The organism is Pseudomonas arvensis (genome assembly GCF_056688935.1).
The window spans coordinates 5714003-5732682 of sequence record NZ_CP162038.1 but is presented as its reverse complement, the minus strand read 5'-3'; the positions used below and the strand labels follow the sequence as shown (position 1 = coordinate 5732682).

Here is an 18680-nt window from a genome sequence, read left to right as displayed (position 1 = left end):
TGTGTCCTCATGGCCATTCTGTGTGGCCGAGATAAGTGGCTAATCAGGTTTGCAGCAAGGCGTAAAGAAAGCGTCGTTGTTGGGAGTGAGTGTGGGGCCGGCGTTGCGACGATCCTTATCCATGGGCGACATGGCCCAATCTGATCCCGACGCGCAACCCCCTGTCGTTGGGGGCTGGTCGCGATAAGTATGTGAATGTCGCAGATAGGTAAATGGGTGGTTCTCGCGTTACGCAGAATCGCCACCATAAAGCCGAGCATCGGCAGTGGAGAATCAGCATGTCCAACAGTTTCCTGAATCCAGTAACCACCCAGACCTGGGCCAATGGTCGGCACATCGTCCGTTGCGTCAAAGTCATCCAGGAAACCTGGGACGTGCGCACCTTTTGCTTCATGGCCGACCAGCCGATCCTGTTCTTTTTCAAACCGGGGCAATTTGTCACCCTGGAGCTGGAAATCGAAGGCCAGCCGATCATGCGCTCCTACACCATTTCGAGCTCGCCGTCGGTGCCGTACAGCTTCTCGGTGACCATCAAGCGTGTGCCGGGGGGCAAGGTCTCCAACTGGCTGCACGACACGTTGCACGAAGGCCAGGAGTTGGCGGTGCACGGCCCGGTCGGGCTGTTCAATGCCATCGATTTCCCAAGCCCGAAAGTGTTGTACCTCAGCGGCGGCGTGGGGATCACGCCGGTGATGTCCATGGCGCGTTGGTTCTACGACACCAACGCCAATGTCGACATGACTTTTATCCACAGCGCCCGCTCGCCCAAAGACATCATTTACCACCGCGAGCTGGAGCACATGGCATCGCGGATCGATAACTTCAGCCTGCACCTGATCTGCGAAAAGCACGGCCTGGGCGAGCCTTGGGCCGGGTATCGCGGCTACCTGAACCACAAGATGCTCGAACTGATGGTGCCCGACTTCCTGGAGCGCGAAGTGTTCTGCTGCGGGCCGACGCCGTACATGAACGCGGTCAAGCGCCTGCTGGAAGTGGCTGGGTTCGACATGGCGCGCTATCACGAGGAATCCTTCGGTGCGACGCCGCCGGAAGCCCGTGCCGATGCGGTGGAACAAGCCGAACAAGCCGCCGACGCGCCGGAAGTCGACTTGGCGGACCTGCATCAGGTGGAATTCATTGCGTCAGGCAAGAGCATTCGCGTGGCGCCGGGCGAAACCGTGCACGCAGCGGCGGCCAAGCTTGGGCTGTTGATTCCTAAAGCCTGCGGCATGGGGATATGCGGGACGTGCAAGGTGATGAAGCTGGGTGGCGAGGTGGAGATGGAGCACAACGGTGGGATTACCGAAGAAGACGAAGCCGAAGGTTACATCCTGTCGTGCTGCAGTGTGCCGAAGGGTGATGTGCGTATCGAGTTCTGACTAACAGCGCCGGTCTGAAATGTGGGAGAGGGCAAGCCCCCTCCCACAGTCAGTGCTTAACGCACAAACAGGTTGATGATGTACGCCCCGGATGCTGTCATTTCGAATTCTTTACCGGTCACGGTAAAGAGTCGTGAAGGCTCGATGATGGTATCGCCGACGTTCGCCAACTTTCGAAGATCGTCCAGGCTGACGAGTGTGGCGTTGGTGTCGTTCCGGAGTTGCGAGTCAGTGGTGTAGCGTTGAATTTCCATGGTGTTGCCCTCGATAGGATTTCCTTTTCCAGCCGACAATTCGGCAGGCAGTCAGCCCCGATATAACGCGTCCGTTCAATCGGGGTGACGAGATCCTAACCAAGGCAAGGGGTAGATAGATACTGTCAGAAATACGTACAAACAGTCTCTGAAAATGCGCTGGAAGGCCCGTGGTTTCAGGCTTCCATCACTTTCCGAATATCCGCGGCTAATTCTCTTACACGCTCTTCCTCGGTATCCCACGCACACATGAAGCGCGCGCCACCTTTGCCGATAAATGTGTAGAAGCGCCAACCCTTGGCCGTCAGCGCCGCAATGGCCGGTTCGGAGAGTTGCAGGAACACGCCATTGGCCTGCACCGGGAACATCAGTTCCACCCCCGGAATATCCGCTACCAGGCTGCTCAGCAGTTGTGCGCAATGGTTGGCGTGACGTGCGTGTTTGAGCCAGGCGTCGTTCTCCAGCAGGCCCACCCACGGGGCGGACAAAAAGCGCATCTTCGACGCGAGCTGGCCGGCCTGTTTGCAGCGGTAGTCGAAGTCTTCGGCCAGCTTGTGGTTGAAGAACAGGATGGCTTCACCCACGGCCATGCCGTTTTTGGTACCACCAAAGCACAGCACGTCGACGCCGGCTTTCCAGGTCAGGTCGGCCGGCGAGCAGCCGAGGAATGCGCAGGCGTTGGAGAAGCGTGCGCCGTCCATGTGCAGGTTCAGGCCCAGCTCTTTGCAGGTGGCGCTGATGGCGCGGATTTCTTCCGGGGTGTACACGCTGCCGACTTCGGTGGCCTGGGTCAGGGTCACGACGCGCGGCTTGGGGTAGTGGATGTCCTGACGCTTGAGGGCAATCTCGCGGATCGACTCCGGGGTCAGCTTGCCGTTTTCAGTGCGGGCGACGAGCAGCTTGGAGCCGTTGGAGAAGAACTCCGGCGCGCCGCATTCGTCGGTTTCGACGTGGGCCGTTTCCGAGCAAATCACGCTATGGTAGCTCTGGCACAAGGACGACAGTGCCAGTGAGTTGGCGGCAGTGCCGTTGAAGGCGAAGAACACTTCGCAGTCGGTTTCAAACAGATTGCGGAAACCGTCGGCGGCGCGGTGGGTCCATTCATCATCGCCATAGGCGCGTTGATGGCCCTGGTTGGCTTGTTCCATGGCGGCCCAGGCTTCCGGGCAGATCCCGGAGTAGTTGTCACTGGCGAATTGTTGGCTCTTGTCGGTCATGGCCCATTCCTGTGGTCGATGTTGGTGCGCACTGTAACCAAGATTGTCGCGGGTGCGCACGCTCTGTAAATGCAAAGTCACTGGGGAATTATGCACGGGACTGAAACGATGCCTGTCGGACGTGTCCGCGATGGCGCTTTGGATTTGCTCAAGTGGTTGGCGCTGCTGTGCATGGTGCTGGATCACCTGCGCTATGTCGGCTTGAGCCTGGACGGCCTGTACGTGCCGGGGCGCCTGGCGTTCCCGTGGTTTTGCCTGGCGATTGCAGCGAACCTGCATCGCACCCGGCATGCACCGGTGACCGGCCATTGGCGTTACCTGGCATGGCTGCTGCTGTTCAGTGTGATCAGCGAAGTGCCGTATCGGTTGTTTATCGAGGATGCCGATACGTTGAACGTTCTACCCACGTTAGCGCTGGGGTTGCTGGTTGCCCGAGGATGGCAGCAGAAGGCGGTGGTTGATCGAGGATTGGCGCTGATCGCCGTCACGATAGCGGCTTTGTTTTCATCCCACTTAATGTTCGGTTTCTTTGGTGTATTGCTGCCATTGGCGATGCTGCTGGTGTTTCGCCGGCCTTGGTATTTCAGTGTGTTGCCGGGATTGGTCTGCGTGGCCGCCAATCAGTGGCAAATCCTGCTCAACAGCGGCACGCCGGTGGCGCTGCTGGGATTGGCTGCATGCCTGATCGCGCCATTGGCCGGATTGGTCTTATTACGACATGCCACAAGCACCTCACCACCCGCCATGCGCCGCTGGGCGTACACCCTCTATCCCCTGCATTTCTTCCTGCTGCTACTCGTCCGCCAGGCTATCGCCTAACCCCCTCCCACATTTGTTGTGTGTTGTTCCGGCAATGTCGTAAACGCACCTTTGCGTGGCGTGCGTAGGCATTTGATCTACCAGCGCCAGCCCTACCATCGCATCAAAGGGCCCTGCGAGGGCCTCAACAATACGAAAGGCTGGGAGAGACGCGATGTTCAGCAAGAAAGACCAGATCCAGGGTTATGACGATGCACTGCTGGCGGCGATGAATGCCGAGGAGCAGCGTCAGGAAGATCATATCGAGCTGATCGCGTCGGAGAACTACACCAGCAAGCGCGTGATGGAAGCTCAAGGCAGCGGCCTCACCAACAAATACGCCGAAGGTTACCCGGGCAAGCGCTATTACGGCGGCTGCGAGCACGTGGACAAGGTTGAAGCCCTGGCCATCGAACGCGCCAAGCAGCTGTTCGGCGCCGATTACGCCAACGTGCAGCCACACTCCGGCTCGTCCGCCAACAGCGCCGTGTACCTGGCGCTGATCAATGCCGGCGACACCATCCTGGGCATGAGCCTGGCCCATGGCGGTCACTTGACCCACGGCGCCAAAGTGTCGTCCTCGGGCAAGCTGTACAACGCGGTGCAGTACGGCATCAACACCGACACTGGCCTGATCGACTACGACGAAGTCGAGCGCCTGGCTGTCGAGTGCCAGCCGAAAATGATCGTGGCCGGTTTCTCGGCCTATTCCAAGACCCTGGATTTCCCGCGCTTCCGTGCCATTGCTGACAAAGTCGGCGCGCTGCTGTTCGTCGACATGGCCCACGTCGCCGGCCTGGTCGCCGCTGGCCTGTACCCGAACCCGCTGCCGTACGCCGACGTGGTCACCACCACCACTCACAAGACCCTGCGCGGTCCACGTGGCGGCTTGATCCTGGCCAAGGCCAACGAAGCCATCGAGAAGAAGCTCAACGCCGCCGTATTCCCTGGTGCCCAGGGTGGCCCGCTGATGCACGTGATCGCCGGCAAGGCCGTGTGCTTCAAGGAAGCGGCTGAGCCTGGCTTCAAGGCCTATCAGCAACAAGTGATCGACAACGCCCAGGCCATGGCCGGCGTGTTTATCAAACGCGGCTACGATGTAGTTTCCGGCGGCACCGATAACCACCTGTTCCTGGTGAGCCTGATCCGTCAGGGCCTCACCGGCAAAGACGCAGACGCCGCTCTCGGTCGCGCCCACATCACCGTCAACAAGAACGCCGTGCCGAATGACCCGCAGTCGCCATTTGTGACCTCGGGCCTGCGCATCGGCACCCCGGCGGTGACCACGCGTGGTTTCAAAGTGGCGCAGTGTGTCGAGTTGGCTGGCTGGATCTGCGACATCCTCGACAACCTCGGCGACGCCGATGTCGAGGCCAACGTGGCCAAACACGTGTCTGCCCTGTGCGCTGATTTCCCGGTTTATCGCTGAGCGCGGTTTTGGAGTAATGACTATGCAACGCTACTCGGGCTTCGGCCTCTTCAAGCACTCCCTCAGCCATCACGAAAACTGGCAGAAGATGTGGCGCACGCCGACCCCGAAAAAGGTCTACGACGTGGTCATCGTCGGCGGTGGCGGGCATGGTCTGGCGACCGCGTACTACCTGGCCAAGGAACACGGCATCACCAATGTGGCCGTGGTCGAGAAAGGCTGGCTGGGCGGCGGTAACACCGCGCGCAACACCACCATCGTGCGTTCCAACTACCTGTGGGACGAGTCGGCGCACCTGTACGAACACGCGATGAAACTGTGGGAAGGCCTGTCCCAGGACCTGAACTACAACGTGATGTTCTCCCAGCGTGGCGTGTACAACCTGTGCCACACCCTGCAAGACATCCGTGATTCCGAGCGTCGCGTCAGCGCCAACCGCCTCAATGGCGTGGACGGTGAACTGCTCAACGCCAAACAAGTAGCCGACGAGATTCCGTACCTCGACTGCTCGAAAAACACCCGCTACCCGGTACTCGGCGCCACCGTGCAAAGGCGCGGCGGCGTGGCCCGTCACGATGCCGTGGCCTGGGGCTTTGCCCGCGCCGCTGACGCACTCGGGGTGGACTTGATCCAGCAGACCGAAGTGATCGGCTTCCGCAAGGAAAACGGCGTGTGCATCGGCGTGGAAACCAACAAAGGCTTTATCGGCGCCAAGCGCGTCGGTGTGGTGACGGCGGGTAACTCCGGTCATATGGCGTCGCTCGCGGGCTTTCGCCTGCCGATCGAATCCCACCCGCTGCAAGCGTTGGTGTCGGAGCCGATCAAGCCGATCATCGACAGCGTGATCATGTCCAACGCCGTGCACGGCTACATCAGCCAGTCCGACAAGGGCGACCTGGTGATCGGCGCCGGTATCGACGGCTACAACGGCTACGGCCAGCGTGGTTCGTACCCGGTGATCGAACACACCATCCAGGCCATCGTCGAGATGTTCCCGGTGCTGTCGCGGGTGCGCATGAACCGTCAGTGGGGCGGCATCGTCGACACCACGCCGGACGCTTGCCCGATCATCTCCAAGACGCCGGTACCGAACATGTTCTTCAACTGCGGTTGGGGCACCGGTGGCTTCAAGGCCACGCCTGGCTCAGGCAACGTATTTGCCGCGAGCCTCGCCAAGGGTGAAATGCACCCGCTGGCCGCACCTTTCTCCATCGACCGTTTCCACAACGGTGCGTTGATCGACGAACACGGCGCTGCGGCTGTCGCCCACTAACAGGAGAAATTTCCTATGTTGCATATCTTCTGTCCACACTGTGGCGAACTGCGCTCCGAAGAGGAATTCCACGCTTCCGGCCAAGCGCACATCCCGCGCCCGCTGGACCCGAATGCCTGCACCGATGCGGAGTGGGGCGACTACATGTTCTTCCGCGACAACCCCCGCGGCCTGCACCATGAGCTGTGGATCCATGCCGCCGGTTGCCGTCAGTACTTCAACGCCACCCGCGACACCGTCACCTACGAAATTCTTGAAACCTACAAGATCGGTGAGAAGCCACAATTCACCGCCAAGGCCTCTGGAGAGAAGGTATGAGCCAGACCAATCGCCTGTCCAACGGTGGCCGGATCGACCGTAATAAAGTCCTGACGTTTACCTTTAACGGTCAGAGCTACAAAGGCTTTGAAGGCGACACCCTGGCCGCAGCCCTGCTGGCCAATGGCGTCGACATCATCGGCCGCAGCTTCAAATACTCGCGTCCTCGCGGCATCTTTGCTGCGGGCGCTGAAGAGCCAAACGCAGTGCTGCAGATCGGCGCCACCGAAGCCACGCAAATTCCCAACGTGCGCGCCACGCAACAGGCGTTGTACCAGGGCCTGGTCGCCACCAGCACCAACGGCTGGCCGAACGTCAACAATGACGTGATGGGCATTCTCGGCAAGGTTGGCGGCAAGCTGATGCCGCCGGGTTTCTACTACAAAACCTTCATGTACCCGCAATCGTTCTGGATGACCTACGAGAAGTACATCCGTAAGGCAGCAGGCCTTGGCCGCTCGCCAACCGAGAACGACCCGGACACCTACGACAACTTCAACCGTCACTGCGACGTGCTGATCGTGGGCGCAGGCCCTGCCGGCCTGGCCGCTGCACTGGCGGCTGCGCGCAGCGGTGCCCGCGTGATCATCGCCGATGAGCAGGAAGAGTTCGGCGGGTCCTTGCTGGACTCGCGTGAAAGCCTCGACGGCAAGCCGGCTGCTGAGTGGGTTGCCAGCGTCATCGCCGAATTGAAAGCCCTGCCGGACGTGGTGCTGCTGCCCCGCGCCACCGTCAACGGCTACCACGACCATAACTTCCTGACCATTCACGAGCGCCTCACCGATCACCTCGGTGACCGTGCGCCGATTGGTGTGGTGCGTCAGCGCATCCACCGTGTGCGCGCCAAGCGTGTCGTGCTGGCGACTGGCGCGTGCGAACGTCCGCTGGTGTACGGCAACAACGACGTGCCGGGCAACATGCTGGCCGGTGCGGTCTCGACTTACGTGCGTCGCTACGGCGTGGCGCCGGGCAAGAAACTGGTGCTGTCGACCAACAACGACCACGCCTACCGCGTCGCGCTGGACTGGCTCGACGCCGGCCTGCAAGTGGTTGCCGTGGCTGACGTGCGCCACAACCCACGTGGCGCGCTGGTGGAAGAAGCCCGCGCCAAAGGCATTCGTATCCTCACCGGCAGCGCTGTGGTCGAAGCCCGTGGCACCAAGCGCGTGACCGCTGCACGGATTGCCGCGATTGACGTCAAGGCACATAAAGTCAGCAGCCCTGGCGAGTGGCTGGACTGCGACCTGGTGGCCAGTTCCGGCGGCTACAGCCCGGTGGTTCACTTGGCCTCGCACTTGGGCGGCAAGCCGACCTGGCGTGAAGACATCCTCGGTTTTGTTCCGGGCGATGCACCGCAGAAACGCGTGTGTGTCGGTGGCATCAACGGCGTCTACGGCCTCGGTGATTCCCTGGCGGACGGTTTTGAAGGCGGCGTTCGCGCGGCCAGCGAAGCCGGTTTCGCTCCGGTGGAAGGCACGCTGCCAAAAGCCCTGAGCCGTCTGGAAGAGCCAACCCTGGCGATCTACCAAGTGCCGCACGACAAACCTACCGCACGGGCGCCGAAGCAATTCGTCGACCTGCAAAACGACGTCACCGCGGCCGCCATCGAACTGGCCACCCGCGAAGGTTTCGAGTCGGTCGAGCACGTCAAACGCTACACCGCGCTGGGCTTCGGCACCGACCAGGGCAAGCTGGGTAACGTCAACGGCCTGGCCATCGCCGCCCGCTCGCTGAACGTGACCATCCCGCAGATGGGCACCACCATGTTCCGTCCCAACTACACGCCGGTGACTTTCGGCGCGGTGGCGGGCCGTCACTGTGGGCACATCTTTGAACCGGTGCGTTACACCGCGCTGCAAGCCTGGCACGTGAAAAACGGCGCTGAGTTTGAAGACGTCGGCCAGTGGAAACGCCCATGGTACTTCCCGCGTAACGGTGAAGACCTGCACGCCGCCGTCAAACGCGAATGCCTGGCCGTGCGCGACAGCGTCGGCCTGCTCGATGCGTCGACCCTCGGCAAAATCGACATTCAAGGCCCGGATGCCCGCGAATTCCTCAACCGCATCTACTCCAACGCCTGGACCAAGCTCGACGTGGGCAAGGCGCGCTACGGCCTGATGTGCAAGGAAGACGGCATGGTCTTCGACGACGGCGTCACCGCCTGCATCGCCGACAACCACTTCCTGATGACCACCACCACCGGCGGCGCGGCTCGCGTTCTTCAGTGGCTGGAAATCTACCAACAGACCGAATGGCCGGACCTCAAGGTGTACTTCACCTCGGTCACCGACCACTGGGCAACCATGACCCTGTCCGGCCCCAACAGCCGCAAGCTGCTGAGCGAAGTGACCGACATCGACTTGGACAAGGACGGCTTCCCGTTCATGACCTGGAAAGAAGGCCTGGTGGGCGGTGTTCCAGCGCGGGTGTTCCGTATCTCGTTCACCGGTGAGCTGTCGTACGAAGTCAACGTGCAAGCCGACTACGCCATGGGCGTGCTGGAAAAAATCGTCGAGGCCGGCAAAAAGTACAACCTGACCCCGTACGGCACCGAAACCATGCACGTCCTGCGGGCCGAGAAGGGCTTCATCATCGTCGGCCAGGACACCGACGGCTCGATGACCCCGGACGACCTGAACATGGGCTGGTGCGTTGGCCGCACCAAACCGTTCTCGTGGATCGGCTGGCGCGGCATGAACCGTGAAGACTGTGTGCGCGAAGAGCGTAAGCAACTGGTGGGCTTGAAGCCGATCGACCCGACCGTGTGGCTGCCGGAAGGCGCGCAGTTGGTGTTCGATCCGAAGCAGACGATCCCGATGAAGATGGTCGGCCACGTCACCTCAAGCTATGCGCACAACTCCCTGGGTTATTCGTTTGCCATGGGCGTGGTCAAGGGCGGCTTGAAGCGCATCGGTGAGCGGGTGTTCTCACCGCAGGCGGATGGCAGCGTGATCGAGGCGGAGATTGTGTCTTCGGTGTTCTTTGATCCTAAGGGTGATCGGCAGAACATCTGATAGACCGAGTTGCCTGCATCGGGGGCAAGCCCCCTCCCACATTTTGAAATGCATCCCCTGTGGGAGGGGGCTTGCCCCCGATGAGGCCATCAGCCTCACAACAGAATTCAGAACAGGTGCTTTATGACAGCAGCCAATGTCTACCAACAACGCCCCACCAACGGCGCCAAGGCCGAATCCTCGCTGCACCACGCCGACCTCGCCAGCCTGGTCGGCAAGGGCCGCAAGAACGCCGGCGTGACCGTGCGTGAAAAGAAACTCCTCGGTCACCTGACCATTCGTGGCGACGGCCATGACGCGGCCTTCGCCGCCGGCGTGCACAAGGCCCTGGGCATCGAACTGCCCGGCGCCCTGCAAGTCATCATCAAAGGTGAAACCAGCCTGCAATGGCTCGGCCCGGATGAGTGGTTGCTGATCGTGCCGAGCGGTGAAGAATTCGCCGCCGAGCAAAACCTGCGTGCCGCGCTGGGCGATTTGCATATCCAGATCGTCAACGTCAGCGGCGGCCAGCAGATTCTTGAGCTGAGCGGCCCGAACGTGCGCGACGTGCTGATGAAGTCCACCAGCTACGACGTGCATCCCAACAACTTCCCGGTGGGCAAGGCAGTGGGCACGGTGTTCGCCAAGTCGCAATTGGTGATCCGCCACACGGCTGAAGACACGTGGGAACTGCTGATTCGTCGCAGCTTCTCGGATTACTGGTGGCTGTGGCTGCAGGACGCCTCTGCCGAATTCGGCCTGAGTGTTCAAGCCTGAGGAATGACCCATGAGCCGCGCCCCTGATACATGGATTTTGACTGCCGACTGCCCCAGCGTGCTCGGCACGGTGGACGCGGTCACCCGCTACCTGTTCGAGCAGGGTTGCTACGTCACCGAGCACCATTCGTTCGATGATCGCCTCTCGGGCCGGTTTTTTATTCGGGTGGAATTCCGCCAGCCCGACGGCTTCGACGAGCAGGGTTTCCGCGATGGCCTGGCCACTCGCGGTGAAGCCTTTGGCATGATCTTCGAGCTGACGGCGCCGAACTACCGGCCAAAAGTGGTGATCATGGTCTCCAAGGCCGATCACTGCCTCAATGACCTGTTGTACCGCCAGCGCATCGGCCAACTGTCGATGGACGTGGTCGCGGTGGTGTCCAACCACCCCGATCTGAAACCTTTGGCCGACTGGCATCAGATTCCCTACTACCATTTCCCCCTCGACCCCAACGACAAACCGTCCCAGGAGCGTCAAGTGTGGCAAGTGGTGGAAGATACCGGCGCCGAACTGGTGATCCTTGCGCGCTACATGCAAGTGCTGTCGCCGGAGCTGTGCCGCAAGCTGGATGGCAAGGCCATCAATATTCACCACTCGTTGTTGCCGGGGTTCAAGGGCGCCAAGCCTTACCACCAGGCGTACAACAAGGGCGTGAAACTGGTGGGCGCCACGGCGCATTACATCAATAACGATCTGGACGAAGGCCCAATCATTGCCCAAGGCGTGGAAGTGGTGGATCACAGCCACTATCCCGAGGATTTGATTGCCAAGGGGCGGGACATCGAAGGGCTGACATTGGCGCGGGCAGTGGGGTATCACATTGAGCGACGGGTGTTCTTGAATGCCAATAGAACTGTGGTGCTCTGACTGACGCCATCGGGGGCAAGCCCCCTCCCACCTTTTGAATTGTGAATACCTTCAAATGTGGGAGGGGGCTTGCCCCGATGAGGCCCAACAAACAACACAAGAAACAGCATCTGTACCCGAGCATTTAACGCGCTGCCCCCAAGGGCAACGTAGTTCCATAAAAACAACAGCGAGGTGAAAGCATGTCTGGTAATCGTGGTGTCGTGTATCTCGGCAACGGCAAGGTCGAAGTACAGAAAATCGACTATCCCAAAATGCAGGACCCCCGTGGCAGGAAGATTGAGCACGGCGTCATCCTGCGCGTGGTTTCCACCAACATTTGCGGCTCCGACCAACACATGGTGCGCGGCCGCACCACTGCCCAGACCGGCCTGGTGCTCGGTCACGAGATCACTGGCGAAGTGATCGAAATGGGCAAAGGCGTCGAAAACCTGAAAATCGGCGACCTGGTCTCGGTACCGTTCAACGTCGCCTGCGGCCTGTGCCGCTCCTGCAAGGAACAACACACCGGCGTGTGCCTGAGCGTCAACCCGGGCCGTCCGGGCGGTGCCTACGGCTACGTCGACATGGGTGACTGGACCGGTGGTCAAGCCGAATACGTGCTGGTGCCGTACGCCGACTTCAACCTGCTGAAACTGCCGGACCGCGACAAGGCCATGGAAAAAATCCGCGACCTGACGTGCCTTTCCGACATTTTGCCGACCGGCTATCACGGCGCCGTGACCGCTGGCGTTGGCCCGGGCAGCTCCGTCTACATCGCCGGTGCCGGTCCCGTGGGCCTTGCGGCTGCCGCTTCCGCACGCTTGCTCGGTGCGGCCGTGGTGATCATCGGCGACGTCAACCCAATCCGTCTTGCCCACGCCAAGGCGCAGGGTTTTGAAATTGCCGACCTGTCCACCGACACACCGCTGCACGAGCAGATTGCTGCGCTGCTCGGCGAGCCCGAAGTGGACTGCGCCGTCGATGCCGTAGGCTTCGAAGCACGCGGCCACGGCCACGACGGCGTCAAGGCCGAAGCCCCGGCCACCGTACTCAACTCGCTGATGGGCGTGGTGCGTGTAGCGGGCAAGATCGGTATCCCTGGCCTCTACGTCACTGAAGATCCAGGCGCCGTCGACGCCGCCGCCAAAATGGGCAGCCTGAGCATTCGTTTTGGCCTGGGCTGGGCCAAGTCCCACAGCTTCCACACGGGTCAGACGCCGGTGATGAAGTACAACCGCCAGTTGATGCAGGCGATCATGTGGGACCGGATCAACATCGCCGAGATCGTTGGCGTGCAGGTGATCAGCCTGGATGACGCGCCGCGTGGGTACGGCGAGTTCGATGCGGGTGTGCCGAAGAAGTTTGTGATTGATCCGCATAAGTTGTTTAGTGCGGCGTAAACGTTAGATAAGGGCGACTTAGAGTCGCCCTTTTTTATCACGGATAAGTCTTATATAAAAAACCAGCTGATAAACATGCCGGCAAAAGATATGCAGGCAGTGAGTGTTGGTATCACCATCCAATACCTAAGGTGTTTTGGTATTCTTTCAACGTCCTCCACAAGTACCAGACGTCTCCATTGAAGTATCTTCGGAATGAGAATAATGGTGGCCATGGCGAATACACGCTGGGGCCGTCCGTCAAAGTGCGCATTACGAAAGATATGTTTTTGCACGACTAGGTAGGTACTGTATTGCACATAGCCTTCTGCAGCATCCAGCTTTTTGTACATGGCACAAAAGATCAGCGGAAAGCTCAACAGCATCAGGATGACTGAACCAATACCGAGGTAGAACCAGACCATTTAATCCCTCGCAGTCTTATAGATGAAATCGCCTGTGCTTTGCGCAAGCCCGGTTCCCAGCGCAGCCCCCCCTAGTCCGCCTGTGGCACCGCCGACGATGCCACATGCCAAGGCTCCGGCGCCAGCCGTGGGTATTCCAAAAACTAACATGCAGGCGCCGATGCCAATGGAGGCTCCAAGTCTTGCTCCCAAGTATGAGCCACCAACGCCAGCTACTAACTTTCCTCCTTCAACGTATTTCGCTTGCGTACATTCTTGCTCACGCCCGGTGGAACACGCCTCCGCTATCTCCATTGCCGTCGACCCCACATCCAGTGCGAGACCAATGTAAGTACCTTTCTTTAATATCTGCGAAGCCTTGGCTACACGTTTGACTGTTTCCTCATACCCCCGAATCTCCCCGTGATGCCAATAGCTCTTAGTGGAAATTCCCAGCATTTTCTTGATCGAACCTTCATTCTTCAACCTCGTACCAAAGCGCGCCATCCCCGAGAGTTGGGTGTCGAGCCTCGCAAACAAAGCCCTGCGCTTAACCAGAAATTCATTTCTCGCACTCACGGTACCGCTCCTCAGGTACTGCTTATGCAACTCATCGATTTCCTTGAGCGTCTGCTCGATCTGCGCCAGGTGCTTGCTCCAAGCACTGCTCACGCTGCCGATGCCCAAAGACGCATGGGACATGATGGCCTGTAACTGATCGTAGTTTTTGATCAGGAATTGATCAGTGGCGGAGTGAGCCAATAAAGCATGTTTGATGTTAGCGGCTGATTGCATCAAGCGAGCTTCTTCAGCGGTACAAGCGGCGGTTCGGCTGTCCCCGATAATGACTAATTGCCCAGGTAGCACGACGGTGTTGCGAATGTGCTGGTTGAGGATGTCGAACTTGGTTTGGGTATTGGGGTTGAGCGAGAGGCTCAGTTTGAGTAACGGATAAGGCTGCGGCCGTTCATTGATAAATGCATAGGCTCCCTGCATAACGTGTACCTCCAGGACTGTGGCGCACGACTATATGAAGATGCCAAAGCGGGTGTAAGAAGCTGGCCGAGATGTTGGGAGTGTTTCGGAAATGGACTACGAAGAATTAGGCTTGCACCTACCTTTTGTGGAGATCAGGCTTTTATTAACAGCCAACTGATAAACATCGTCAGGGCTGATAGATGGGTAATAAGTGAGGGTATAACCATCCAGTATCTGAGGCGTCTCGGGATCTTTTCAACATCCTCCGTGAGTATCAGGTTTCTCCACTGAAAAAGTTTTGGCAGAAGAATAACCGTGGCCACGACATAGAGGCGCACTTGTCTACCCTCAAAGGGCAAACGGCGCAGAGTAAGTCGATTCCCCACGATGTATGCGCTGTATCGCAGATAGCGTTCTGCTGCATCGAGCTTATCGAACATGACATAAAAGTTGAGCGGGAGGCTGAGTAGCATGATGGCTCCTGACAACATGCCAATAGATACGGGGTCCATTCAGTCTCCCCAGGTTTCACTCACGGTACCGCTCCTCAGGTACTGCTTATGCAACTCATCGATTTCCTTGAGCGTCTGCTCGACGTGCGTCAGGTGCTTGCTCCAAGCACTGCTCACGCTGCCGATGCCCAAAGACGCATGGGACATGATGGCCTGTAACTGATCGTAGTTTTTGATCAGGAATTGATCAGTGGCGGAGTGTGCCAACAAAGCATGTTTGATGTTAGCGGCTGATTGCATCAAGCGAGCTTCTTCAGCGGTACAAGCGGCGGTTCGGCTGTCGCCGATAATGACTAATTGCCCAGGCAGCACGACGGTGTTGCGAATGTGCTGGTTGAGGATGTCGAACTTGGTTTGGGTATTGGGGTTGAGCGAGAGGCTCAGTTTGAGCAACGGATAAGGCTGCGGCCGTTCATTAATAAATGCATAGGCTCCCTGCATAACGTGTACCTCCAGGACTGTGGCGCACGACTATAAGAAGGCGCTACAAGCGAGGTAAGACGCATGCAGGGGCGGTTTTAACGTTTCGGAAATGGACTACTTAAGTCCAGGCGCATGCCTACGATCCCATGAGCTGATGAAGATCAAATGTGGGAGGGAGCTTGCTCCCGATGACGGTGGGTCAGCTACACATAGGCTGCCTGACACTCTGCCATCGGGGGCAAGCCCCCTCCCACACGGGTTTTACGCTATCAGCGAATAGCCAGTGCGCCCTGGTACACCGTCGGGCCTGTCGGTTGCTTACTCAGCGAACCACCTTTGGTTTCCGCACTCACCATCAATTCCACCGGCTGGCTGATGCTCGCCTGCTGGCGCGGGTTCAAGCCGATGATGCCTTGGCCATCCTCCGGCAACAGCCCCAGCGAAACCGGCTGGCCACCTTCGGGCATGGCCCACAGCTCCAGGCTTTGGTCGGGTGCCGGGGCAGTGGCGGCGATGGGTTCGACTTCGAGGTAATCCTTATGCGCCCTGATTTGCGCAGCCGGTTGCTGGGTGGTGGTCACCAGGGTGGCGGCGGATTGGACGTTGTCTTGAGTGTAGAGTGCGCCGCCGAGGCCGCTGAGGAGGGCCACGCAGACGCCGATAAGCAGGCGGGGGCGGTTCCAGAATGGGGGCTTCTGTTCAATCACTGTGGGACGTGTCGCGCTCATTGAGATTTTCCTGACAGGGCTTTCACACTTGTCATTGACCCCGATGGGCGCGATGGGTTCCTGGCCCCGGTTCAGCTCACAGTGATGCCAATTGGCCTTGATACAGCACCGGCCCGGTTGGTTGACCGGTCGGCGAGCCGCCCCGAGGCTCCAGGCTCACGGCCAGGGTCAGCGGCGCTGTCAGCAGCGCTTGCTGTTCCTTGCTCAACTGGATTCGACCCTTGCCGGCAGCCGGTACCAGCCCCAGTGAGATGGGTTTGCCACCGGGCGGGATGACCCACAGCTCCAGGTCTCGCGTCGGCTCTACCGCAGCCAAGGCCAGCGGTTCGATTTGCAGGTGGTCGCTAAACGCCTGGATGTGCAGCGCCGGTTGCTGGTCGGCGGCGACCAGCGTGGCGTTGTATTCCACGGATGTGTCGCGCTGGTAAAGCAGGCCGACCAGCACCGCGAGCACGATCCCAAAGGCTGCCGCTAACAGGCGCAGGTTCATCCAGAACGGTTTCTGCGCCGGCACATGCAGCACTTGCGGCTCGATCCGCGCGTTGATGGCTGCCCATACATGCTCAGGCACCGGCTGCTCGGGCAGGCCGCCGGTCAGGCTGGCAAGCGTTTGCTGCCAATGACCCAGTTCGACGCGCAATGCGGCATCGTCCAGCAAGAGGGCATCAAAACGCCGACGGGCGGTGGCGGGCATCAGGCCGATGGCGTAGTCGGCGGCCAGGGCGCGGCGCAGGGCTGTGGTTTGGTAGTTCATGATTCGAGGCACCTGCGCAGGCGTTCCATGCCGCGGCGAATCCAGGATTTGACCGAGCCCAGCGGCGCGGCCAAGTGTTCGGCCAACTCCGAGCACGACAGGCCCTGGAAGTACGCCACCGTGATCGATTGACGCTGCATGCCGTCGAGGGTGTCGAGGCAGCGGTTGAGGGCGCGGGCGTCGCGTTCGCTGTCGAGCAGGTCGTGGGCGCTGGGGCTTTCGTCGAGCAAGGCGTCTTCTTGACCGTCGGCCAGGGGCTGTTCGCGGCGTTTACGCAGTTGGTCGATGGCCAGGTTGCGGGTGATGTTGATCATCCAGGTCATCGGCGCAGCCAAGTGGGCTTCGTAACGCGAGGCGTTGTACCAGATGCGTATGAAGGCTTCCTGCAGCACCTCTTCAGCCAGGTCCTGGCGGCCCATGAAGCGCATGGCCACGCCGTGCAGACGTGGCGATACAGTGCGATAGAGCGTTTCGAACGCTTGGCGATTGCCCAAGGCGCATTGGGCCAGCAGGGGCCGCAACGGGTCAGCATCGGTGAGGGTAATAGGGCTTCTCCAGGCTCTCTTTCGAGGGCGACGGGACTGCGCACGGTAGGCAGAGGTTAGTCCAGCTTGGGCATTCATTCCATCCTGCTCCGGGCGGGGTATGAAGCCTATACGTAGGGCAGGGCGATTCGGATGCGGGCATGGGAACAATCCTCCGGAATACCCAGTCAAACGCCTGCTTTCGCACCTATATCCAGAGGTTGTTTCAATGAAGATTTCACGCGGTTTCGCCCTTTCCTGTCTGATGACCCTGGCGGCAACCCCGGTGTTTGCCGCAGGCTTCAGCCTTGGCGACGCGGCCAATGCCATTTCCGGTATGCAGGGCGGCAGCAACAAAGCCGCTGCCGCCGCGCCGTCTTCCGAGACGGCCGGCCTGCTGAGCGCCCTGACCTCGCAACTCAATATCACCCCCGAACAAGCCGTTGGCGGTACTGGCGCCATGCTGGGCCTGGCCAAGAACAAACTGAGCGGCAACGACTACTCGCAGTTGGGCAACAGCGTGCCTGGCCTGGATCAGCTATCGGGCAACAATGCCCTGGGCAGCCTCGGTGCCTTGAGCGGGATGCTCGGCCAGACCGGCGGCAGCAAGACCAGCGGCCTGGACGGCCTGCTGGGAAATGTGAAGAGCACCAACGACCTCAACACTGCGTTCAGCGCGCTGGGCATGGACAGTGGCATGATCGGCCAATTCGCCCCGGTGATCCTGCAGTACCTGGGCGGCCAGGGTGCCAGCAGTTCCGTGCTGGGCAAGCTGGCCGAGGCCTGGGGCACCGGCAGCTAAGTCGATTCCGCGCGCAGTTGCCCGATGCGCGCGTCCTTCTCCTTCCAAAGCTGGTTGACCCAGTTCTGGACGGTCTGGCGAAACGCCGGATCGTTCTCGTAATCCCCCTGCCACAACGCCGGGTCCAGCTCACGGGTGCGGATATCAATGATCACCTTCGGCACTGCGCCGCTGATCAAGTCCCAGAACCCCGGAATCTTCTGCTGCGGATAGACCACCGTGACGTCGAGGGTCGCGTCCAGTTGTTCACCCATCGCCGCCAGCACAAACGCCACGCCGCCCGCCTTGGGCTTGAGCAACCGCGTGAAGGGTGAACCCTGCTGCGTGCGCTTGGCCTCGGTGAACCGCGTACCTTCCAGGTAATTGACCACCGTCACCGGCTGGCGCTTGAACAGCTCGCAGGCCTCTTTGGTGATTTTAAGATCCTGCCCCGCCAGTTCCGGATGCTTGGCCAGGAATGCCTTGCTGTAGCGCTTCATGAACGGGTAATCCAGCGCCCACCAGGCGAGGCCCAGGAAGGGCACCCAGATCAATTCTTTTTTCAGGAAGAACTTGAAGAACGGCGTACGCCGGTTAAGCGCCTGGATCAGCGCCGGAATATCCACCCAGGATTGGTGGTTGCTGATGACCAGATACGAGGTGTCACTGCGCAAGTCGTCGCCGCCGCGAATGTCCCATTGGGTGGGGATGCAGCGTGCGAAGATCAGTTTGTCGATTTCGGCCCAGGTCTCGGCGATCCACATCACCGCCCATGACATGTAGTCACGCAAGCGCCCCGGGGCCACCAGCTTGAGCAGGGCGAACACCAGCAAGGGGCCGATCAGGATCAGCGTATTGAGCAACAGCAGCAGGGTGACCAGACAGCCGGTGAGCAGGCGGCGCATAAGC

Annotated in this window: 20 protein-coding genes; 10 read left to right on the top strand and 10 right to left on the bottom strand. The window is 60.0% G+C overall.

Features of this window, described 5'->3' with window-relative positions; all coding sequences use genetic code 11:
* The first annotated feature begins 278 nt into the window (after positions 1-278).
* Positions 279-1379, top strand: coding sequence for a glycine betaine monooxygenase reductase subunit (gene gbcB, locus AB3G88_RS26100; protein ID WP_017738440.1), 1101 nt, complete (start codon positions 279-281; stop codon positions 1377-1379).
* Positions 1380-1435: 56 nt separating this feature from the next.
* Here gbcB and AB3G88_RS26095 read toward each other — a convergent pair whose 3' ends face one another.
* Together AB3G88_RS26095 and AB3G88_RS26090 are read right to left on the bottom strand one after the other, a co-directional pair.
* The gene (locus tag AB3G88_RS26095; RefSeq protein ID WP_099585738.1) at positions 1436-1633 is read right to left on the bottom strand and encodes a hypothetical protein; all 198 of its coding nucleotides are present in this window, start codon (positions 1631-1633) and stop codon (positions 1436-1438) included.
* A 176-nt stretch (positions 1634-1809) separates the two neighbouring features.
* Positions 1810-2850 (bottom strand): threonine aldolase family protein, encoded by a 1041-nt coding sequence (locus tag AB3G88_RS26090; RefSeq protein ID WP_099585737.1) that lies wholly within the window; start codon positions 2848-2850, stop codon positions 1810-1812.
* Between the two features lie 90 nt (positions 2851-2940).
* On the opposite strand from AB3G88_RS26090, the gene AB3G88_RS26085 reads away from it, so the two are divergent.
* The 8 genes from AB3G88_RS26085 (at position 2941) to fdhA (ending at position 12688) form a co-directional block, all read left to right on the top strand.
* Entirely contained in the window at positions 2941-3669 is a 729-nt protein-coding gene (locus AB3G88_RS26085) for a TraX family protein (protein WP_480452281.1), read from the top strand.
* A 154-nt stretch (positions 3670-3823) separates the two neighbouring features.
* On the top strand, positions 3824-5077 hold the full coding sequence (glyA, locus tag AB3G88_RS26080; RefSeq protein ID WP_099585735.1) for a serine hydroxymethyltransferase: 1254 nt from the start codon (positions 3824-3826) through the stop codon (positions 5075-5077).
* 22 nt (positions 5078-5099) lie between these two features.
* Positions 5100-6350 (top strand): sarcosine oxidase subunit beta, encoded by a 1251-nt coding sequence (locus tag AB3G88_RS26075; RefSeq protein WP_010207084.1) that lies wholly within the window; start codon positions 5100-5102, stop codon positions 6348-6350.
* Between the two features lie 15 nt (positions 6351-6365).
* Positions 6366-6668 (top strand): sarcosine oxidase subunit delta, encoded by a 303-nt coding sequence (locus tag AB3G88_RS26070; protein WP_065885450.1) that lies wholly within the window; start codon positions 6366-6368, stop codon positions 6666-6668.
* Positions 6665-9682 carry a sarcosine oxidase subunit alpha gene (locus AB3G88_RS26065; protein WP_480452278.1) on the top strand — a complete coding sequence of 1006 codons (3018 nt, stop codon included), beginning with the start codon at positions 6665-6667 and terminating at the stop codon, positions 9680-9682. The genes AB3G88_RS26070 and AB3G88_RS26065 overlap by 4 nt, the downstream gene beginning before the upstream one ends.
* 123 nt (positions 9683-9805) lie before the next feature.
* Positions 9806-10438, top strand: coding sequence for a sarcosine oxidase subunit gamma (locus AB3G88_RS26060; RefSeq protein ID WP_112192612.1), 633 nt, complete (start codon positions 9806-9808; stop codon positions 10436-10438).
* Between the two features lie 10 nt (positions 10439-10448).
* The gene (purU, locus tag AB3G88_RS26055) at positions 10449-11306 is read left to right on the top strand and encodes a formyltetrahydrofolate deformylase (RefSeq protein WP_016977808.1); all 858 of its coding nucleotides are present in this window, start codon (positions 10449-10451) and stop codon (positions 11304-11306) included.
* A gap of 182 nt (positions 11307-11488) precedes the next feature.
* On the top strand, positions 11489-12688 hold the full coding sequence (gene fdhA, locus AB3G88_RS26050) for a formaldehyde dehydrogenase, glutathione-independent (RefSeq protein WP_480452275.1): 1200 nt from the start codon (positions 11489-11491) through the stop codon (positions 12686-12688).
* 50 nt (positions 12689-12738) lie between these two features.
* On the opposite strand, the gene AB3G88_RS26045 is transcribed toward fdhA, so the two are convergent.
* The 7 genes from AB3G88_RS26045 to AB3G88_RS26015 all read right to left on the bottom strand — a co-directional run bounded on the left by AB3G88_RS26045 (position 12739) and on the right by AB3G88_RS26015 (position 17089).
* Positions 12739-13092, bottom strand: a complete 354-nt coding sequence (locus AB3G88_RS26045; RefSeq protein ID WP_112192611.1) for a hypothetical protein — start codon at positions 13090-13092, stop codon at positions 12739-12741.
* The gene (locus AB3G88_RS26040) at positions 13093-14067 is read right to left on the bottom strand and encodes a hypothetical protein (protein ID WP_480452272.1); all 975 of its coding nucleotides are present in this window, start codon (positions 14065-14067) and stop codon (positions 13093-13095) included.
* 134 nt (positions 14068-14201) lie between these two features.
* The gene (locus AB3G88_RS26035) at positions 14202-14561 is read right to left on the bottom strand and encodes a hypothetical protein (protein WP_480452269.1); all 360 of its coding nucleotides are present in this window, start codon (positions 14559-14561) and stop codon (positions 14202-14204) included.
* Entirely contained in the window at positions 14562-15002 is a 441-nt protein-coding gene (locus tag AB3G88_RS26030; protein ID WP_480452268.1) for a hypothetical protein, read from the bottom strand.
* 251 nt (positions 15003-15253) lie between these two features.
* On the bottom strand, positions 15254-15712 hold the full coding sequence (locus AB3G88_RS26025) for an anti-sigma factor domain-containing protein (protein ID WP_112192609.1): 459 nt from the start codon (positions 15710-15712) through the stop codon (positions 15254-15256).
* Between the two features lie 76 nt (positions 15713-15788).
* Entirely contained in the window at positions 15789-16466 is a 678-nt protein-coding gene (locus AB3G88_RS26020) for an anti-sigma factor (RefSeq protein ID WP_480452264.1), read from the bottom strand.
* The gene (locus AB3G88_RS26015) at positions 16463-17089 is read right to left on the bottom strand and encodes a sigma-70 family RNA polymerase sigma factor (RefSeq protein ID WP_158878554.1); all 627 of its coding nucleotides are present in this window, start codon (positions 17087-17089) and stop codon (positions 16463-16465) included. The genes AB3G88_RS26020 and AB3G88_RS26015 overlap by 4 nt, the downstream gene beginning before the upstream one ends.
* A 130-nt stretch (positions 17090-17219) precedes the next feature.
* On the opposite strand from AB3G88_RS26015, the gene AB3G88_RS26010 reads away from it, so the two are divergent.
* On the top strand, positions 17220-17792 hold the full coding sequence (locus AB3G88_RS26010) for a DUF2780 domain-containing protein (RefSeq protein WP_480452261.1): 573 nt from the start codon (positions 17220-17222) through the stop codon (positions 17790-17792).
* Here AB3G88_RS26010 and AB3G88_RS26005 read toward each other — a convergent pair.
* The gene (locus tag AB3G88_RS26005) at positions 17789-18676 is read right to left on the bottom strand and encodes a 1-acylglycerol-3-phosphate O-acyltransferase, YihG family (RefSeq protein WP_480452259.1); all 888 of its coding nucleotides are present in this window, start codon (positions 18674-18676) and stop codon (positions 17789-17791) included. The genes AB3G88_RS26010 and AB3G88_RS26005 overlap by 4 nt on opposite strands.
* Positions 18677-18680 lie beyond the last annotated feature (4 nt).